Origin of the sequence: Methylobacterium sp. J-092 (assembly GCF_022829325.1) — a bacterium.
Classification (GTDB): Bacteria; Pseudomonadota; Alphaproteobacteria; order Rhizobiales; family Beijerinckiaceae; genus Methylobacterium.
Genome location: NZ_JAKSXU010000053.1, coordinates 22,678 through 40,365 on the forward strand (window position 1 = coordinate 22,678; position 17,688 = coordinate 40,365).

General features: G+C 73.4%; 18 protein-coding genes and 1 riboswitch. Of the genes, 14 read left to right on the forward strand and 4 right to left on the reverse strand.

What is annotated here, in order from left to right:
• Nucleotides 1–13: 13 nt before the first annotated feature.
• The 3 genes from MKK60_RS04125 to cobU are packed head-to-tail and all read right to left on the reverse strand — an operon-like array spanning nucleotide 14 to nucleotide 2,611.
• On the reverse strand, nucleotides 14–1,450 hold the full coding sequence (locus tag MKK60_RS04125; protein ID WP_243984051.1) for a cobyric acid synthase: 1,437 nt from the start codon (nucleotides 1,448–1,450) through the stop codon (nucleotides 14–16).
• A 34-nt stretch (nucleotides 1,451–1,484) separates the two neighbouring features.
• Nucleotides 1,485–2,087, reverse strand: a complete 603-nt coding sequence (gene cobO / locus MKK60_RS04130) for a cob(I)yrinic acid a,c-diamide adenosyltransferase (protein WP_243984024.1) — start codon at nucleotides 2,085–2,087, stop codon at nucleotides 1,485–1,487.
• Nucleotides 2,084–2,611, reverse strand: a complete 528-nt coding sequence (cobU, locus tag MKK60_RS04135) for a bifunctional adenosylcobinamide kinase/adenosylcobinamide-phosphate guanylyltransferase (RefSeq protein ID WP_243984025.1) — start codon at nucleotides 2,609–2,611, stop codon at nucleotides 2,084–2,086. The genes cobO and cobU overlap by 4 nt, the downstream gene beginning before the upstream one ends.
• Nucleotides 2,612–2,678: 67 nt before the next feature.
• Nucleotides 2,679–2,960: riboswitch (cobalamin riboswitch) on the forward strand.
• 36 nt (nucleotides 2,961–2,996) lie between these two features.
• On the opposite strand from cobU, the gene MKK60_RS04140 reads away from it, so the two are divergent.
• The 10 genes from MKK60_RS04140 to cobJ are packed head-to-tail and all read left to right on the forward strand — an operon-like array spanning nucleotide 2,997 to nucleotide 13,024.
• Nucleotides 2,997–3,173: a CbtB-domain containing protein gene (locus MKK60_RS04140; protein WP_147728670.1), complete on the forward strand. Its 177-nt coding sequence runs from the start codon at nucleotides 2,997–2,999 to the stop codon at nucleotides 3,171–3,173.
• A gap of 22 nt (nucleotides 3,174–3,195) precedes the next feature.
• Nucleotides 3,196–3,945, forward strand: coding sequence for a CbtA family protein (locus tag MKK60_RS04145; RefSeq protein WP_243931939.1), 750 nt, complete (start codon nucleotides 3,196–3,198; stop codon nucleotides 3,943–3,945).
• Complete coding sequence (locus tag MKK60_RS04150) at nucleotides 3,938–4,306, forward strand: DUF1636 family protein (RefSeq protein WP_147844509.1); 369 nt, start codon at nucleotides 3,938–3,940, stop codon at nucleotides 4,304–4,306. The genes MKK60_RS04145 and MKK60_RS04150 overlap by 8 nt, the downstream gene beginning before the upstream one ends.
• 18 nt (nucleotides 4,307–4,324) lie before the next feature.
• Entirely contained in the window at nucleotides 4,325–5,359 is a 1,035-nt protein-coding gene (cobW, locus tag MKK60_RS04155) for a cobalamin biosynthesis protein CobW (protein ID WP_243984026.1), read from the forward strand.
• A gap of 3 nt (nucleotides 5,360–5,362) precedes the next feature.
• Nucleotides 5,363–6,025, forward strand: a complete 663-nt coding sequence (locus MKK60_RS04160) for a Uma2 family endonuclease (protein WP_243984027.1) — start codon at nucleotides 5,363–5,365, stop codon at nucleotides 6,023–6,025.
• 7 nt (nucleotides 6,026–6,032) lie between these two features.
• A complete protein-coding gene (gene cobN, locus MKK60_RS04165) occupies nucleotides 6,033–9,413 on the forward strand; it encodes a cobaltochelatase subunit CobN (RefSeq protein ID WP_243984028.1) in 3,381 nt (1,126 codons plus the stop codon).
• Nucleotides 9,410–10,849 carry a precorrin-3B synthase gene (gene cobG / locus MKK60_RS04170; RefSeq protein WP_243984029.1) on the forward strand — a complete coding sequence of 480 codons (1,440 nt, stop codon included), beginning with the start codon at nucleotides 9,410–9,412 and terminating at the stop codon, nucleotides 10,847–10,849. The genes cobN and cobG overlap by 4 nt, the downstream gene beginning before the upstream one ends.
• Entirely contained in the window at nucleotides 10,846–11,478 is a 633-nt protein-coding gene (locus MKK60_RS04175; RefSeq protein ID WP_243984030.1) for a precorrin-8X methylmutase, read from the forward strand. The genes cobG and MKK60_RS04175 overlap by 4 nt, the downstream gene beginning before the upstream one ends.
• Complete coding sequence (locus MKK60_RS04180; protein ID WP_147728991.1) at nucleotides 11,478–12,272, forward strand: precorrin-2 C(20)-methyltransferase; 795 nt, start codon at nucleotides 11,478–11,480, stop codon at nucleotides 12,270–12,272. The genes MKK60_RS04175 and MKK60_RS04180 overlap by 1 nt, the downstream gene beginning before the upstream one ends.
• Entirely contained in the window at nucleotides 12,269–13,024 is a 756-nt protein-coding gene (gene cobJ, locus MKK60_RS04185) for a precorrin-3B C(17)-methyltransferase (RefSeq protein WP_147728990.1), read from the forward strand. The genes MKK60_RS04180 and cobJ overlap by 4 nt, the downstream gene beginning before the upstream one ends.
• On the opposite strand, the gene MKK60_RS04190 is transcribed toward cobJ, so the two are convergent.
• Entirely contained in the window at nucleotides 13,000–13,764 is a 765-nt protein-coding gene (locus MKK60_RS04190) for a cobalt-precorrin-6A reductase (protein ID WP_243984031.1), read from the reverse strand. The genes cobJ and MKK60_RS04190 overlap by 25 nt on opposite strands.
• On the opposite strand from MKK60_RS04190, the gene cbiE reads away from it, so the two are divergent.
• From cbiE to MKK60_RS04210, 4 genes are read left to right on the forward strand one after another with little or no spacing between them, the layout of a single operon-like run.
• On the forward strand, nucleotides 13,763–15,007 hold the full coding sequence (gene cbiE / locus MKK60_RS04195; RefSeq protein WP_243984032.1) for a precorrin-6y C5,15-methyltransferase (decarboxylating) subunit CbiE: 1,245 nt from the start codon (nucleotides 13,763–13,765) through the stop codon (nucleotides 15,005–15,007). The genes MKK60_RS04190 and cbiE overlap by 2 nt on opposite strands.
• Entirely contained in the window at nucleotides 15,004–15,540 is a 537-nt protein-coding gene (locus MKK60_RS04200; protein WP_313901110.1) for a cobalamin biosynthesis protein, read from the forward strand. The genes cbiE and MKK60_RS04200 overlap by 4 nt, the downstream gene beginning before the upstream one ends.
• Nucleotides 15,537–16,337, forward strand: coding sequence for a precorrin-4 C(11)-methyltransferase (cobM, locus tag MKK60_RS04205; RefSeq protein ID WP_147842243.1), 801 nt, complete (start codon nucleotides 15,537–15,539; stop codon nucleotides 16,335–16,337). The genes MKK60_RS04200 and cobM overlap by 4 nt, the downstream gene beginning before the upstream one ends.
• A complete protein-coding gene (locus tag MKK60_RS04210) occupies nucleotides 16,334–17,650 on the forward strand; it encodes a cobyrinate a,c-diamide synthase (protein WP_243984033.1) in 1,317 nt (438 codons plus the stop codon). Before cobM ends, MKK60_RS04210 begins: the two co-directional genes overlap by 4 nt.
• Nucleotides 17,651–17,688: the final 38 nt, after the last annotated feature.

The window sequence follows — 17,688 nt, forward strand, 5'->3', positions numbered from 1 at the left end:
TCCCCGGTGCGCCTCATCGCGCCAGGGCCAGCAGCCGGTCGCAGTCGACATGCTGCTCGAGATGCGCCGCAAGGGCATCGAGCACCCGCTCGATGCCGGCCTCGTAGGAGGCGCCGTCGGATCGTGCGCCGAGGCGGGCGAGCCATGCGGCACGCTGGCGGTCGTCGGCGAACAGGCCGTGGACGTAGGTGCCGGACACCAGGCCGTCGGCGGAGACCGCACCGTCGGCGCGTCCGTCGGCGAGGCGCAGCAGCGGCCGTTCCGCGTCGGCGCCGGTGGTGTCGCCGACATGCATCTCGTAGCCGGTGAACGGCATGCCGTCGGGCAGGCTGGTGCCGGAGACGGCTTCCAGCCGCTTCAACGGCGTCATCACCGTGTCGACGGCGAGCAGCCCGAGGCCGGGCACGGTCCGCGCCTCGCCCTCGATGCCGTCCGGATCGGACAGCGTCCGCCCGAGCATCTGGTATCCGCCGCACAGGCCGAGCACCCGGCCGCCGCGGCGTAGATGCGCATGCAGGTCCACGTCCCAGCCCTGCGCCCGGACGAATTCGAGATCGTCGATCGTGGTCTTCGAGCCCGGCAGCAGCACCAGGGCGGCATCGCCCGGGATCGCCTCGCCCGGGCGGACCAGAACCACCTCCACCGCAGGCTCGGCCCGCAGCGGATCGAGGTCGTCGAAGTTGGCGATCCGCGGAAACACCGGCACCGCGATGCGCGTCGCCGCCGGGCCGGCGGACCCGACGAGCCCGAGCACGTCCTCGGCCGGCAGGCGCGCCGCCTCGGGAAAGTGCGGGATCAGGCCGAGGCTGGCCCAGCCGGTGTGGCGCGCGATCAGGTCCATGCCGTCTGAGAACAGGCTCGGGTCGCCGCGGAAGCGGTTGACCAGGAAGCCGACGATCATCGCGGCGTCGTCGGGATCGATCACCGTCTTGGTGCCGACGAGGCTGGCGATGACCCCGCCGCGGTCGATGTCGCCGAGCAGCACCACCGGCGTATCCGTCGCGCGGGCGAACCCCATGTTGGCGATGTCGCCGGCGCGCAGGTTGACCTCGGAAGCAGAGCCCGCACCCTCGACGAGAATCAGGTCGGCCTGCGTCCTCAGGCGGTCGAAGCTGTCGAGTACCGCCTCCAGCAGGCGCGGTTTCCACGCCTGGTAGTCGCGCGCCTTCACCGTCGCGACCATGCGGCCCTGCACCACCACCTGGGCGCCGACCTCGGTCTGGGGCTTGAGCAGCACCGGGTTCATGTGGATCGACGGCGCGACGCCGGCCGCCCGCGCCTGCAGCGCCTGCGCCCGCCCGATCTCGCCGCCATCCGCGGTGACGGCGGCGTTGTTCGACATGTTCTGCGGCTTGAACGGGCGCACCCGAAGCCCGCGTCGGGTAAAGGCGCGCGCGAGCCCGGCGACGATCAGCGACTTGCCGACGTCCGAGCCGGTGCCCTGGATCATTAGGCTTCGGGTCACGGCTGAAGGGACCATTCCATCAAAACTCGATCCCCTCCTGCGCCTTCACGCCCGCCGCGAAGTGGTGCTTCACGCTGCCCATCTCGGTGACGAGGTCGGCGGCCTCGATCAGCGCGGGCTTGGCGTTGCGGCCGGTGACGACGACGTGCAGGTCCGGGCGACGGCTTTTCAGGGTCGCCACCACCGCGTCGAGATCGAGGTAGTCGTAGCGCAGCGCGATGTTGAGCTCGTCGAGGATCAGGAGACGGAGGCTCGGGTCGGCCATCAGGTCGGTCGCCCGGTTCCAGGCGTTGAGGCAGGCGGCGATGTCGCGGGCCTTGTCCTGCGTCTCCCAGGTGAAGCCTTCGCCCATCGCGTGCCACGCGACCCGGTCGCCGAAGGTCCTCAGCGCATGCGCCTCGCCGGTGTCCCACGCGCCCTTGATGAACTGCACCACGCCGACCCTGTGGCCGCGCCCCAGCATGCGCAGCGCCAGGCCTAGCGCCGCCGTGGTCTTGCCCTTGCCGGGTCCGGTGTTGACGATGAGCAGGCCCTTCTCGATCGTCTTGGCCGCGACCTCGGCGTCCTGCACCGCCTTGCGCTTCTCCATCTTCTCGCGATGGCGTTCGGCGTCGTCGATCATGGCGTTCCCTGCGGTTTGATGACGAGCGGCAGCCCGGCGACCGTCAGGACGACGCGGTCGCACTCGGCCGCGAGGCTCTGGTGGAGGCGTCCGGCCGCATCGCGGAAGCGGCGGGCGAGCGCATTGTCGGGCACGATCCCGAGGCCGACCTCGTTCGACACGAGGACGAGCGGCCCGCGCGCTTCCCGGCAGGCACTGCGGAGCGCCGCCATCTCGGCGTCGAGGTCGGCATCGGCAAGCAGCAGGTTCGTCAGCCACAAGGTCAGGCAATCAACCAGCACCGGCCCCGGCGCCTCGGCGATCGCGGCGGCCAAAGCGTTCGGCACGTCCCGAGTGATCCAGTCGCCGGAGCGCCGCGCTCTGTGGAGGGCGATGCGCGCGCGCATCTCGTCGTCCCAGGCCTGTGCCGTGGCGAGGTAGAGCCACGGGCCCGGCACCGCCTCGATCAACCTCTCGGCGTAGGCGCTCTTGCCCGAGCGCGCACCGCCGAGCACGAGGGTCGTCCGAGGCGCGGCCTGCTGCATGGCTGGAACCCATGCCCCAACCCCTGTGCGCCCGTCAAAGCCTCCGTTGTGCGGGGAGACCGGACAGGCTATGGCTGGACGCGACGGTGCCCCGGAGACGGGGTGAAAAGGGAATGCGGTGAGGGGAAACCCGATGCCGCGGCTGCCCCCGCAACTGTAAGCGGCCAGGGTCCCCACGGCGATCCGGGCTTCGTTGAACCGACCTGTCCAAGATGGGACTGCGTTGCGGATCGAAGCCCGGATCGCCGTGGGAGCCCTCAGCTCCTGCCCTCGGCCACCGATGTTTCGGGAAGGCGGCAGGCGCTGCGATCCGCGAGCCAGGAGACCTGCCGTCCCCCGCGCTTTCTCGAACGCCGCCGGCGGGGCGGCCGGAGATGTTGTCGACATGACCACCCAGACCCTCACCCAGACCGGCACCCGCGCGAACGAGGGCTTCGTCGCCATCGTCGCCGCCGCCATGCTCGGCCTCGGGCTCGTGTTCCTCGCCGGCTTCTCGCCGGCCTCGGCGCTGCACAACGCGGCGCACGACTTCCGGCACACGCAGAACTTCCCCTGCCATTGACCGCCTGAACCCAGGCGTTCCCATGCTCATCCGGCTCCTGTCGGCGGCGCTCGCCGCCGGCTTCCTCGCGGCCGTCCTCGTGACGGGGCTCGAGCTCGCGCTCACCTCGCCGCTGATCATCGCCGCCGAGCGCTACGAGACCCAGGCCGCTCCCGGCGCCGCCGCCTCGGCGGCCCCGCTGGCCGGGCGCCTGCCGATCGTGCTCGCCCATGCCGGGCACGACCACGACACCAAGGCCGAGCCGGAATGGCAGCCGGCCGCCGGCCTGCCGCGCATGCTGTTCACCGGGCTCGCGACCCTCGTCGGCGGGATCGGCTACGCCCTGCTCCTCGGCGCGGTGATGCTGGCCACCGGCCGCGAGCCGTCGCCCGAGCGCGGGCTCGCCTTCGCGGTCGCCGGCTTCCTCGCCGTGGCGCTCGCGCCGGCTCTGGGCCTGCCGCCCGAGCTGCCCGGCAGCGAGGCGGCCCCGCTGGCCGCCCGCCAGGTCTGGTGGGTGATGACGGCGTCGGCCACCGCGATGGGGATCTATCTCATCGCGATCCGCCGGGTGCCGATCACCATCCTCGGCGGAATCGTGCTCATCGTCGCGCCGCATCTGGCCGGTGCGCCGGAGGTGGCGGCGACGCCGTCCGAGCTTCCCGCCGGCCTCGCCGCGCAGTTCGCCGCGCGCTCGCTCGCCATCGCCTTCGTGTTCTGGGCGGTGATCGGCTTGGCCTTCGGGCGCGCCTGGCAGACCTTCGGCCCGAAGGCCGCGGCAGGCGCCCGTGGCTGACACGATCCTCTACGTCTGCACCACCTGCCGGATGGAGAGCGATGCGCCGGACGGCCCGCGCGCGGGCGCCCGCCTCTTCGACGCGTTGCGTGCGCTTCCCGCCCCCGACGGCGTGACGATCGAAGCGGTCGAGTGCCTGTCGGTCTGCAAGCGGCCCTGCACCGTCGCCGTGGCGGCGGAGGATCGCTGGACCTACGTCTACGGCGACCTCGACCCGGCGGATTCCGCACGCATCATTCTCGACGGCGTCGGCCTCTACGCCGGCACGCCCGACGGGATCGTGCCGTGGAAGCAGAGGCCGCAGGAATTCCGCAAGGGCGTCGTCGCCCGCATCCCCCCGTTTCCGCCGCGCGCGGCCTGAGCCATCGGCGAGATCCCCATGAGCATCGTCCAGAAGATCCCCTGCACCATCGTCACCGGCTTCCTCGGGGCGGGCAAGACGACGCTGGTGCGCCACGTGGTCGAGAATGCCGGCGGGCGCCGGCTCGCGATCCTCGTCAACGAGTTCGGCGACATCGGCTTCGACAAGTCGTTCCTCGCCGCCTGCGGCATCGAGGGCTGCACCGAGGATTCGATCGTCGAGCTTCCCAACGGCTGCATCTGCTGCACCGTCGCGGACGACTTCGTGCCGGCGATGACGGCTCTTCTCGATCGCCCGAACCCGCCCGAGCAAATCCTGATCGAGACGTCCGGCCTCGCCCTGCCCAAGCCCCTGGTCCAGGCGTTCCAGTGGCCGGCGATCCGCTCGCGGGTGACGGTCGACGGCGTCGTCGCGGTCGTGGACGGGCCGGCGGTCGCGTCGGGCGCCTTCGCCGAGGACCCCGAGGCTCTGGCCAACCAGCGCGCCGCCGATACGGCGGTGGACCACGACAACCCGCTCGAGGAGGTGTTCGAGGACCAGCTCCTCTGCGCCGACCTCGTCGTGCTCAACAAGGCGGATCTTCTCGACGCCGCCGGCCTCGCGCAGGTGCGGGCCGAGGTGGAGCGCCAGCTTCCCCGCGCGGTGAAGGTGGTCGAGACAGCCCACGGCAAGATCGACCCGCGGGTGCTGCTCGGCCTCCAGGCCGCCGCCGAGGACGACCTCGACGCGCGCCCCTCGCATCACGGCGCGGGCGAGGATCACGACCACGACGACTTCGAGACCGTGGCGCTCCCGGTCCGCACGGCGATCACCGCCGCCGACCTCGCCGCCCGCGTCGAGAAGGCGGCCGAGACCGAGGGCGTCCTGCGCATCAAGGGCTTCTGCGCCGTCGAGGGCAAGCCGATGCGCCTCGTGGTGCAGGGCGTCGGCCGCCGCATCACCCATCATTTCGACCGTCCCTGGACGGCGGCCGAGCCCCGCGACGGCACGCTGGTGGTGATCGGCCTGAAGGGCTTCGACCAGGGCGCGGTCGCCGAAGCGCTCGCCGGCTAGGGGTTGTCCGCCGCACAGGCTACACTGCGCGTTTTCACGATCACCGCAGTTTCCGGGATGCTGGACCGCCGACTTGAGCCGATGAGCATCGATGCGTTCTTCGCCTGGCAGGAAGCCCAAGCGGAGCGGTACGAGCTCGTCGGCGGCGTGCCGGTGCGGATGATGGCCGGGGCGCGCAACGTTCACGACGACATCGTCGTGAACATCCTCGCATGGTTGCGCACGGCCCTACGCGGAAGCGGATGCCGTCCGTTCACCGGGGACGGCAGCGTCGAAACGCTGCCCGGCCAGATCCGCCGCCCCGATATCGGGGTCGATTGCGGATCCCGCGATCCGAACGCGCTGAAGGCGGCGCAGCCGCGGCTGGTCGTCGAGGTGCTGTCGCCGAGCACGCGCGACTTCGATGCGTTCGAGAAGCTCGGCGAGTACCGCACGATGGCCGACCTGGAGCATATCCTGCTGGTGGAACCCAATGCGGCGGAACTCCGCCTCTGGACGCGTGATCCGGACCGGCATTGGGCTGAGACCCGTCTTCTCGGGCTCGACGCGACGGTCCCGCTCTTGGCGTTCGGGATCGCCATGCCCGCGGCCGAGATCTACGACGGCGTCGCGTTTCCGAGCCGGCCCCGCCTCGTCCCCGACGAGCCGGGCGGCTCCGCAGGCTGACCATCGCATGCACCTGATCCGCATCGATACGGTGAGCCTCGACGACGGCGAGGCGGCGGTCGATCTCGGGCAACAGCCTGGCGACGTCGTGTTCCTGTCGTTTACGGATTCCGACCTGCTCGGCGTCGCCAATGCCCACGCGGCCTGCGGCCCGGGCTTCCCGTCGCTGCGCCTGGCCAAGCTGTCGCGCCTGCGCCACCCGATGTCGGTCGATCTCTACGTCGAGACCGTGGTGGCGAAGGCGAGGATCGTCGTGATCCGCTGCCTCGGCGGCCTCGACTACTGGCGCTACGGCGTCGAGCGCTGCGCCGCCGTCGCACGGGCCGCCGGCATCCCGCTGGTGATCCTGCCCGGCTGCGACCGGCCCGACTCGCGGCTCGCCGAGCTCTCGACCGCGCCCGACCTCGCGCCGGTGCTCGACGGATATTTCCGCGCCGGAGGCCCCGAGAACCTGCGCCGCATGCTCGGGCGCCTCGCGGCCGAGATCGGCGTCCCGACCACCGTCGAGCCGCCCGAGACCTTGCCGCGCGGCTTCGCATGGTGCCCGGGCTGCGGACCGCTCGGCCTCGACGCGGCGCTCTCGCTCGGCGCCTCGCCGCTCGGCCTCGGCGCGCCCGGCGCGGCTGCGCCGCACGCGCTGATCCTGGTCTACCGCTCGGCGGCTCTCGGCGGCGACGGCGCACCCGCCAACGCGCTGGCGGCCGCCCTCCGTGAGCGGGGCATTGGAACGCTGACCCTGGCGGTGGCGAGCCTCAAGGATGCGGAGGCGGTCGACGCGGTGCGCGCGGCGATCCGCGCGCGGAAACCCGACCTGATCGTCGCCGCCACCGCCTTCTCGGCGCGCGAGGATGCCGGCTTCGTCCTCGACGCAGCCGATTGCCCGGTGCTGCAGGCCTTCACCGTCGGCAGCCCGCAGGAAGCCTGGGAGGCGTCGGCACGGGGCATGAACGCGGCCGACCTCGCCATGCAGGTGGCCCTGCCGGAATTCGACGGCCGCCTCTCGAGCTTCCCGATCTCGTTCAAGCGGGAAACGGACGCGGCCGACGGCTACACCGAGCGTCGCGCGGTGCCCTACGCGGCCGGCATCGCGGCGCTCGCCGACCGTGCCGCCGCCTGGCTGCGCCTGGCCGCGACGCCGCGCCGGCATCGCCGGATCGCCTTGGTCCTTTCCGACTACCCGTCCCGCAGCGGCCGCGCCGGCTTCGCCGTCGGCCTTGACACGCCGGAGAGCGCGCGCGCGATCGTGTCGGACCTCGCGGCGGCCGGCTACGCGGGCCCATCGCTGCCGGAGGCCGCCGCCCTGATGCAGGCGTTGACGGACGGTGCGCAGGACTTCGCGATCCCGCTGCCCGATTACGCGGATTGGCTCGCGACGCTACCGGAAGATTCGCGCGAGGCGCTGATCGAACGCTGGGGCGAACCCGAAGCCGACCCGACGTGCCGCGACGGCGCGTTCCGCTTTCGGATGGTGGATGCCGGGGGCGACACGCCCCCTCCCCCCGCAGCGGGGGAAGGGGAAGACGACGCGTCAGGCCGTATCGCAACCTTCCTCCAGCCCGACCGCGGCCGGTCGGACGACCGCAAGGCCGGGTACCACGATCCCGACGAGCCGCCGACGCACGCCTACCTCGCGTTCCATCTCGGCCTGCGCCGGCATTTCGACGCCCTGGTCCATCTCGGCACCCACGGCACCACCGAATGGCTGCCCGGCAAGGCCGTCGCGCTCGCGCCCGCATGCTGGCCCGCGCGGGCGATCGGCGCCCTGCCCGTGGTCTATCCGTTCATCGTCGACGATCCCGGCGAGGCGGCCCCGCTGAAGCGCCGCCTCGGCGGCGTCGCCCTGGGGCACCTGACGCCGGCGATCGAGGCCGGCGGCCTCGAGCCGGAGGCGGCACGCCTGCGCGAGCTCGTCGAGGAGTACAGCGCCGCGAGCGTCCTCGACCCGCGCCGCGCGACGCTGATCGCGCGCGCCATCCTCGACGATGCCGAGGCGGCGGGGCTGCTGGCGGGCGCCGGAATCGACGCCGACACGCCGATGACGGACGCGCTCGCGGCGCTCGACGCGCACCTGTGCGACCTCGGCGAGACCGCGTTCCGCGACGGGCTCCATGTCTTCGGCCGCGCACCGGACGGCGCGCCGAACGCGGTCGTCGCGAGCGCGCAGGCCGAACGGGCGGGGCTGCTCGCCGCCCTCGACGGCCGATTCGTGCCGCCGGGCCCATCCGGATCGCCCTCGCGCGGGCGCACCGACGTGATGCCGACCGGCCGCAACCTGACGACGCTCGATCCGCGTTCGCTGCCGACCCGGGCGGCGACGCTGCTCGGCGAGAAGGCCGCTGCCGCCATCGTCCTGCGCCACCTCCAGGACGAGGGCGAGTATCCCGCCCGGATCGTCATGGACCTGTGGGCCTCGCCGACGCTGCGCACCGGCGGCGAGGACGTGGCGCATGCCCTCGCTCTCATGGGCGTACGCCCGACCTGGGACCACGCGACCACCCGCGTCACCGGCTTCGAGGTGCTGCCGCTCGCCCTGCTCGACCGGCCGCGCATCGACGTCACCTGCCGCGTCTCGGGCGCGTTCCGCGACACCTTCCCGGACACCCTCGCCCTCCTCGACCGCGCCGCACGGGCCGTGGCGCAGCGCGAGGAGGAGGACGACGAGAACCCCCTCGCCGCAGCCCGCCGACGTGGCGAGGGCCAGGCTCGCATCTTCGGCGCCGCCCCCGGCCGCTATGGCGCCGGCGCCGCCGAGACGGCGCTCGACGGCGCATGGGCCGAGCGCGGCGATCTCGGGCGCGCCTATCTCGCGGCGAGCACCCATGCCTACGGCGACGCGGAGGGTGCGGATGCCGGCTTCGCCCAGCGGGTGGCGCAGGCCGACGCCTATCTCCACGCCTTCGACGTGGCCGAACGCGACCTGTTCGACGGCGATGCCGCCGCCGATGCGATGGGCGGGTTCGCCGCCGCGGCCGCCTTGGGGGGCGGCACGCCGACCCTCTACAGCCTCGATGCCGCGAGGCCGGAGACGCCGAAGGTGCGCACCGCCCGCGAGGACGCCGCCCGCCTCGTCCGCGCCCGGCTCGCGAACCCGCGCTGGATCGCCGGACAGCTGCGGCACGGCTATCGCGGCGCCCAGGAACTCGCTCAAGGGCTTGATGCGGTGTTCGTGCTGGCCGCGACCACCGACGCGGTGACCGATGCCGACTTCGACCGGCTCTACGGCGCCTGGATCGCCGATGCGGAGTCCTTCGACGCGTTGCGCACCGCCAATCCCGCGGCGACGCGGGCGATCCTGGAGCGGTTCGACGAGGCCCGCGCCCGCGGCCTCTGGACCAGCCGGCGCAATGCGATGCCGGCCGACGAATTGATGCCGCAGGCGGCGGAATGAGCGCGCCGCGTCGCGTCCTGCCGGATGCCGCGAACCGCCGCGGTTGGTGCCCCAGCCTCGCGCGGCCGATGCCGACCGGGGACGGCCTGCTCGCCCGCATCCACCCGCCCCTCGGCATCCTGACGCGCGCGCAGATCCGTGCCGTGGCGGCGGCATCCCGTGCTTTCGGCAACGGCCATGTCGACGTCACGGCGCGCGCCAACCTGCAGCTGCGCGGTGTCACCGAGGCGACCCGGCCGGCCCTCGTCGCGGTGCTGGGCGGGGCGGGCCTCGGCGACATGCGCGCCGACGGCGGCCCGCAGCGCCTCACCCTCACCAGCCCGCTCGCCGGCCTGACCGCGGACGCCGTGGATGTCAGAACCATGGCATCCGCGATCGAGGCGCACGGCCTCGCGATCGCCGGGCTTCCGCCGAAGACCCTGGTGCTGATCGAGGGCGGCGGCACCGACCTCTCGGGAATCGCGGCCGACATCCATGTGCGCGCGACCGGGCCGGGGATCGCGACCGTCGGCCTGGCGGATGAAGCGGGCGTGACGTGGATCGCGACGTGCGACGAGGCGCGAACCGCCGAGGCGGTCGCGGGGCTGCTCCGGGCGTTCGCCACCAGCGGCCGACGCCGCATCCGCGACCTTGCCGATACGGAACGAGCGAGCCTCGTGCGGGCCTTGCCCGCCATCCTCGCCGACGAGCCCCCTCCCCCCTCCGTGGGGGAGGGTGGCCCACGAAGTGGGTCGGGAGAGGGGAGCGCCGGTTCCGGAAAGGGGGCTCCCCTCTCCCGACCCTCGCTGACGCGAGGCCCACCCTCCCCCGCAAGGGGGGGAGGGAAACCGGCCTTATCCGTCGAGGCATGTTCGTTCCTCGAAGTGGAGGCACCCTTCGGCCGCTGCACGGCGGCGATGCTGGATCGGCTGGCGGAGGTCGCGGACGGTCTCGGCATCGACGAGGTCCGCGTCTCGCCGACGCGCGGCTTCGTGCTGCCGATGCGTGGCGTGCCGTCACATCGCCGCGGCGAGGCCCTTGCCGACCTCGCCGCCGCCGGCTTCGTCACCGCACCGGACGATCCGCGCCGGGCGGTGGCGACCTGCCCCGGCGCGCCGGCCTGCGCCTCGGGCTCGACGCCGACGGGCGCGGATGCCGCACGGCTCGCCGAGGCGTTCCGGCCGTTCGCCGTGAGCGGGATGACCGCGCACGTCTCCGGCTGCGCCAAGGGCTGCGCCCATCCGGCCCGCGCCGACCTGACGCTGGTCGCCCGCAACGGGCGCTACGGCGTCGTCCTCGACGGCTCGCCCGGCGATGCGCCGGCTCTGGAACTGACTTTCGACGCGGCGCTGGAGCGCGTATGGAGGGCGAAATCCGGCACGCTGGCACAGGCGTTCGGCCCCTCCCCCTCCCCTCGGCAAGCCTTCGCCGAGCCAGCCATCGGGACCACGATATGAGCGCCCGCCACGAATACCTGCGCGACGGCGGCGCGATCTACGCCCGGTCCTTCGCGATGATCCGTGCCGAGGCCGACCTCGCGCGCTGGTCCGGTGCGGCCGAGCGCGTGGTCGTGCGGATGATCCACGCCTGCGGCATGACCGACCTGCCGGCCGACGTGGAGATGTCCGAGACTTTCGCCCACGCCGGCGAGGCGGCTCTGCGTGGCGGCGCGCCGATCCTGTGCGACGTGCGGATGGTCGCCGACGGCTGCACCCGCGCCCGGCTCCCGGCCGAGAACCGCGTGATCTGCACGCTGACCGACCCGCGCGTGCCGGCGATGGCGGCCGAGATGGGCACCACGCGCTCGGCCGCCGCGATGGAGCTGTGGCGCGAGCACCTGCCCGGCAGCGTCGTGGCGGTGGGCAACGCGCCGACCTCGCTGTTCCGCCTGCTCGAATTGCTTGACGAGGGCGTCGCGCCGCCGGCGGCGGTGATCGGCATCCCGGTCGGCTTCATCGGCGCGGCCGAATCGAAGGAGGCGCTCGCGCGCGACGGGCGCGTGCCGTTCGTCGTCGTGCACGGGCGGCGCGGCGGCAGCGCCATGGCCGCGGCGGCCGTCAACGCGCTCGCCAACGAGATCGAGTGATGGACTCGGCCGAGAACCGCTTCGCGGAGGAGCCTGCCGAGCAGCCAGACAGGCCGATCGCGGTCGTCACCGGCACGCTGTTCGGCGTCGGCATGGGGCCGGGCGACCCGGACTACCTCACCGTTCGCGCGATGCGGGTGCTCGAGCGCGCGCCGGTGCTGGTCCACTTCTGCAAGAAGGGCCGGCGCGGCAACGCCCGCACCATCGCCGATGCCGTGCTCCCGCCGGACGCGACCCGCGAGTTCCCGCTGGCCTACCCCTACACCACAGAGCTCCACCCCGATCACCCGGACTACGTCGCGGCACTCGCCGCCTTCTATGATGACGCGGCCGGGCAGCTCGCCGACCACCTCGGCGCCGGTCGCGACGTGGCGATCCTGTCGGAAGGTGACCCGTTCTTCTACGGCTCGTTCATGCATCTGTGGCGGCGGCTCAAGGACCGCTTCCCGGTCGAGGTCGTGCCCGGCGTCACCGGCATGTCCGGCTGCTGGACCAAGGCCGGGACGCCGATCACCTGGGGCGACGACGTGCTCACGATCCTGCCCGCGACGCTGCCGGCCGCCGACCTCGCGGCCCGCCTCGCCACGACCGACGCCGCCGTGATCATGAAGCTCGGCCGGCACCTGCCGAAGGTCCGCGCCGCCCTGCACGAGGCCGGCCTTCTGGCGCGTGCGGTCTACGTCGAGCGCGGGACCATGGCCGGCGAGCATGTCGTGCCGCTGGCCGACAAGCCGGACGACGCGGCCCCGTACTTCTCGATGGTGCTGGTGCCGGGCGAAGGCCGCCGGCCGTGAGCGGAAGCCTCGCGGTCATCGGCCTCGGGCCGGGCGATGCCGGGTTGCTCACCGCATCGGCGCAGGCCGCGCTCGATGCGGCCGAGGACCTGATCGGCTACATTCCCTACGTCTCGCGCGTGCCGGATCGGCCCGGCCTGACGCGGCACGCCAGCGACAACCGCGTCGAGGTCGACCGCGCCCGCCATGCGCTGGAACTCGCAGCCTCCGGCCGGCGGGTGGCCGTGGTCTCGGGCGGCGATCCCGGCGTGTTCGCGATGGCGGCGGCGGTCTTCGAGGCGGTGGAGCACGGCGATCCGGCCTGGCGCCACCTTGCGATCACCGTCGAGCCGGGCATCACCGCGATGCTGGCGGCCGCCGCGCGCCTCGGCGCGCCGCTCGGCGGCGATTTCTGCGCGCTCTCGCTCTCGGATAATCTCAAACCGTGGGAGGTGATCACGGCGCGGCTCGACGCGGTGCTGCGCGCCGACTTCGTGGTCTCGCTCTACAACCCGATCTCGTCGGCGCGGCCCTGGCAGCTCGGCAAGGCCCTCGGGATCGCCGCCGAGATCCGCGACCCCGACACGCCGGTGATCTTCGCCCGGGCCGTCACCCGGCCCGACGAGGCGATCCGCGTGATGACGCTGGCCGAGGCCCGCGACGCGACCGCCGACATGGCGACGATGGTCATCATCGGTGCCTCGACCACCCGGCTGATCGAGCGCGGGCCGGGCGAGCGGCCGTTCGTCTACACGCCGCGCAGCGTCGCATGATCGCGGCCCGCGCCGACGAGCCGCTCGACGGCCGCGGCGGCATCGGCGACCGCGTCGACCATCGGCTTCCACGGCTGGCGGACGATCACCACCGGCAAGCCGAGTGTCCGCGCAGCGGCGATCTTTCCGTAGGTCGCCGCCCCCCCGGCATTCTTCGTGACGAGCACGTCGACCGACGCGTCGCGCATCAGCGCGACCTCGGCGGCGGCGTCGAACGGTCCGCGCGCGCGGATCGCCGTGAGGCGCGGGACCGGCAGCGCATCCCCGAGCGGCTCGATCGTGCGCACGACGTAGTCGTGCTGCGGCGCGGCCGCGAAGGCCGCGACTTCCATGCGGCCGACCGTGAGGAAGACGCGGCGCGGAACGTCCCCCAGCGCCGCGACGCAACCGGCCACGGTGTCGACCTCGGTCCAGGCGTCTCCAGGCTTCCGCGTCCAGGCCGGGCGGCGGATCGCCAGGAGCGGGACGCCGGCAGCTTCCGCGGCCCCATGAGCGTTCCTACCGATGCGTCCGGCGAAGGGGTGGGTGGCATCGACAAGCCGGTCGATCGCCTGCTCGCGCAGGTAGCAAGCCAAGCCCTCCGGGCCGCCGAATCCGCCGATGCGGGTCGGAACCGCGTCGACGACCGGCGCCGCGGTGCGCCCGGCCAGCGACAACGTGACGGAGAGGCCGGAATGGGGGAGAAGGCCGCGGACGAGGGCGCTCGCCTCCGTCGTGCCCCCGAGGATGAGGATCCGCATGGCCGCCTTGTCCGATAGGCCCGAACCGGTGTCGAGGCCCGATCCCTGGCTGGCGATCGTCGGCATCGGCGAGGAGGGCCGCGACGGGCTCTCCCCCGCCGCCGGCGCGGCGCTCGACGGCGCCCGCGTGGTCTATGGCGGCCGTCGTCACCTCGCGCTCGCCGGCCCGCTCAACGCGGAGCTGCGCATCTGGCCGAGCCCGATCTCCGACGCCTACCCTGAAATCCTGGCGCGGCGCGGGACGCCGACCTGCCTGCTCGCGACCGGCGACCCGTTCCACTACGGCATCGGCGCCGAGATCGCCCGGATCGTGCCGGCCGCCGAGATTCGGGCGTTTCCGCAGCCCTCGGCCTTCAGCCTCGCCTGCGCCCGCCTCGGCTGGCCGCTCGCCGAGTGCGCCTGCCTGACGCTGCACGGGCGGGCGCTCGCGCAGATCGTCCGCCACCTGCAGCCGAACGCCCGCCTGCTGGTGCTGTCCTGGGACGGCACGACGCCGGCGGCGGTCGCCGCGCTGATGACCGAGCGCGGTTTCGGCGCATCGCCGATCACCGTATGCGAGGCGATCGGCGGCCCGCGCGAGACCGTTCGGACCCGATGCGCGCGCGATTTCGACCTCGGCGACGTCGACGCCCTGAACACCCTGGCGATCGAAGTGGTGGGCGAGCCCGGCTGCCGGCCGGTCGGCCTCGCCCCGGGGCTCGACGATGCGTGGTTCGAGAACGACGGCCAGCTGACCAAGGCCGAGATCCGCGCGGTGACGCTGGCGGCGCTCCGCCCGCTCGCCGGCCAGCTGCTGTGGGACGTCGGCGCCGGCGCCGGCTCGATCGGCATCGAGTGGATGCTGCGCCATCCCGCGATGCGGGCGACCGCGATCGAAGCCCATCCGTCTCGCGTCGAGCGGATCGCCCGCAACGCGCAGACCCTCGGCGCCCCCGGGCTGACCATCGTCCACGGGGTGGCGCCGGATGCGCTGACCGGGTTGCCGACGCCGGATGCGATCTTCATCGGCGGCGGCGTCTCCGCGCCGGGCGTTCTGCCGGCGGCGCTCGCCGGCCTGCGGTCCGGCGGCCGGATCGTCGCCAACGCGGTGACGCTGGAGGCCGAGGCGGTGCTGCTCGCCGCCTTCTCGACCCGGGGCGGAACGCTGCGGCGCCTGTCGATCGCCCGCGCCGATCCGGTCGGCGGGCTGCACGGCTGGCGTGCGGCGATGCCGGTGACGCAATGGGCCTGGACCAAGCCGTGACCGGGACCCGCCTCGTCGCCGGCATCGGCTTCCGCCACGGCGTGCCCCCCGACGCGATCGTCGCGCTGATCCGGCGGGCGATCGCGCAGGCGGCGTGCGAGGGGGCGCTCGTCGCGATCGCCACCGCCGCCGACCGAGCCGATGAGCCGGCGATCCGGGACGCCGCCGGCGCGTTCGGCCTGACGCCCGTCGCCGTCGATGCCGAAGCGCTTCGCACGGTCGACCCGCGCGTGCCGACGCGCTCGGCCCGGATCGAGCGATCGCGCGGCGTCGGCTCGCTCGCCGAGGCGGTGGCGCTCGCCGTCGCCGGCGAAACCGGACGCCTGATCCTCGCCCGCATCGACGACGGACGCGCCACCTGCGCGCTCGCGGCGCTGGGCCTAGCGAGCGACGAGGCGATGCGCGAGGCCGATGAGGCCCGCGCCCTCTACCGTCCCCCCTCTGCGGGGGTAGGGAAGGAAGCGGGCGCCGTTAGCCGATCGAAGACTCCCATATCCCAGCGCGCCCGAGCGGCGCAGATCGTGACCGCATGACCGTCCATTTCATCGGCGCCGGGCCGGGCGCTCCCGACCTCATCACCGTGCGCGGGCGCGACCGGATCGCCGCCTGTCCGGTCTGCCTCTATGCCGGCTCCCTGGTCGCGCCGGAGATCCTCGGCTGGTGCCCCCCGGGCGCGCGGATCGTCGACACCGCGCCGCTCGACCTTGACGCGATCGTCGCGGAGATCGAGGCGGCGCATGCGCGCGGCGAGGACGTGGCCCGGCTGCATTCCGGCGACCTGTCGATCTGGAGCGCGCTTGCCGAGCAGATGCGGCGGCTCGACCGGATCGGGATCGCCTACACCGTCACGCCGGGCGTCCCGGCCTTCTCCGCGGCGGCGGCCCTGCTGAAGCGCGAGCTGACCGTGCCGGGCGTGGCGCAGTCGGTCGTCCTCACCCGCACCTCCGGGCGGGCGAGCGCGATGCCGGAGCGCGAGACGCTGGCCGGCTTCGCCGCCACCGGCGCGACGCTGGCGCTGCACCTCTCGATCCACATTCTGGACAAGGTCGTCGCCGAGCTCGTGCCGTTCTACGGCGCGCCCTGCCCGGCCGCCGTGGTGTTCCGCGCCTCCTGGCCGGACGAGCGGGTGATCACCGGAACGCTGGCGACGATCGCGGGGCAGGTCGCCGGATCCGGGATCGAGCGCACGGCGCTGATCCTGGTCGGGCCGGCGCTCGGCGCCGAGGATTTTCGCGAGAGCGCGCTCTACGCGGCTGACTACGACCGCCGCTTCCGGCCCGGCGGGGCGGTCGGCAGCACGGGCATCGACAACGAGGACGCGAACGCATGAGCGTTCCCGGCATCCTCGTCGCCGCGCCGCGGTCGAGTTCCGGCAAGACCACGGTGACGCTCGCGCTCATGCGCGCGCTCGCCCGTCGCGGCTTGCGCGTCCGCGGGGTCAAGTGCGGGCCCGATTACATCGACCCGGCCTTCCACGAGGCGGCGACCGGCTTTCCGAGCGTCAACCTCGACAGCTTCGCGATGGGCCCTGCCCTCCTCGACGCGGTCACCGGGTTCGCCGTGCGGGACGCCGACATCGTCGTGGCGGAAGGATCGATGGGGCTGTTCGACGGCGTCCGCGCCGGCGAGGGCCGCACCGGCGCGAATGCCGACATCGCCGCCCGCTACGGCTGGCCCGTGCTGCTGGTGCTCGACGTGTCGGGGGCGGCGCAGTCCGCGGCGGCGATCGCGCTCGGCTGCTCGCTCTACGATGCGCGCGTCAGAATCGCGGGCGTGGTGCTGAACAAGGTCGCCAGCGCCCGCCATCGCCGCCTCGTCGAAGCCGGGCTCGCCCGCGTCGGGATCCCGGTCCTCGGCGCGCTAGTGCGGGATGCGTCGCTGGTCCTGCCGGAGCGCCATCTCGGCCTCGTGCAGGCGCGGGAGACCTCCGACCTCGACGCCCGTCTCGACCGCCTCGGCGACCTCGCCGTGGAAGGTCTCGATTGCGACGCGATCCTGGCCGCGGCCGGCGGCGCGGTTTCCGCCGGCGCGGGCGCCCTCCCCCGCCCGCCGGGGCAGCGCATCGCGGTGGCGGCCGATGCCGCGTTCAGCTTCCTCTATCCGCACCAGGCGGCAGGCTGGCGGGCGGCGGGCGCGGAGATCGTGCCGTTCTCGCCGCTCGCCGACGAGGCACCGAGCCAGGGGTGCGACGTGTGCTGGCTGCCCGGCGGCTATCCCGAGCTCCATGCCGGCCGGATCGCCGCGGCGACGACCTTCCTCGGCGGCCTGCGCAGCTTTGCCGAGACACGGCCGGTGCACGGCGAGTGCGGCGGCTACATGGTTCTGGGCGAGAGCCTCGAGGATGCGGCCGGCATGCAGCATCCGATGGCCGGGCTCCTGCCGGTCGCGACCTCGTACAAGTCGCGCAAGTTGCATCTCGGGTATCGCGTCGCACATCCCATCGCCGATGGGATTCTGGGGCGGGCGGGGTTGCGCCTCGTCGGCCACGAGTTCCACTACGCGAGCGAGTCGACCCCGCCGCCCTCCGAGGACGAAGCGTTCTGTCGGGTCGCCGACGCGGAAGGGACGGATCTCGGGTTTGCCGGGCATCGGCGCGGCCGCGTCACCGGCACGTTTTTCCACCTGATCGCGCTCGACGACTGACGGACGACGACGGCGGGCCGGCGGCGCTCAGCGATTGG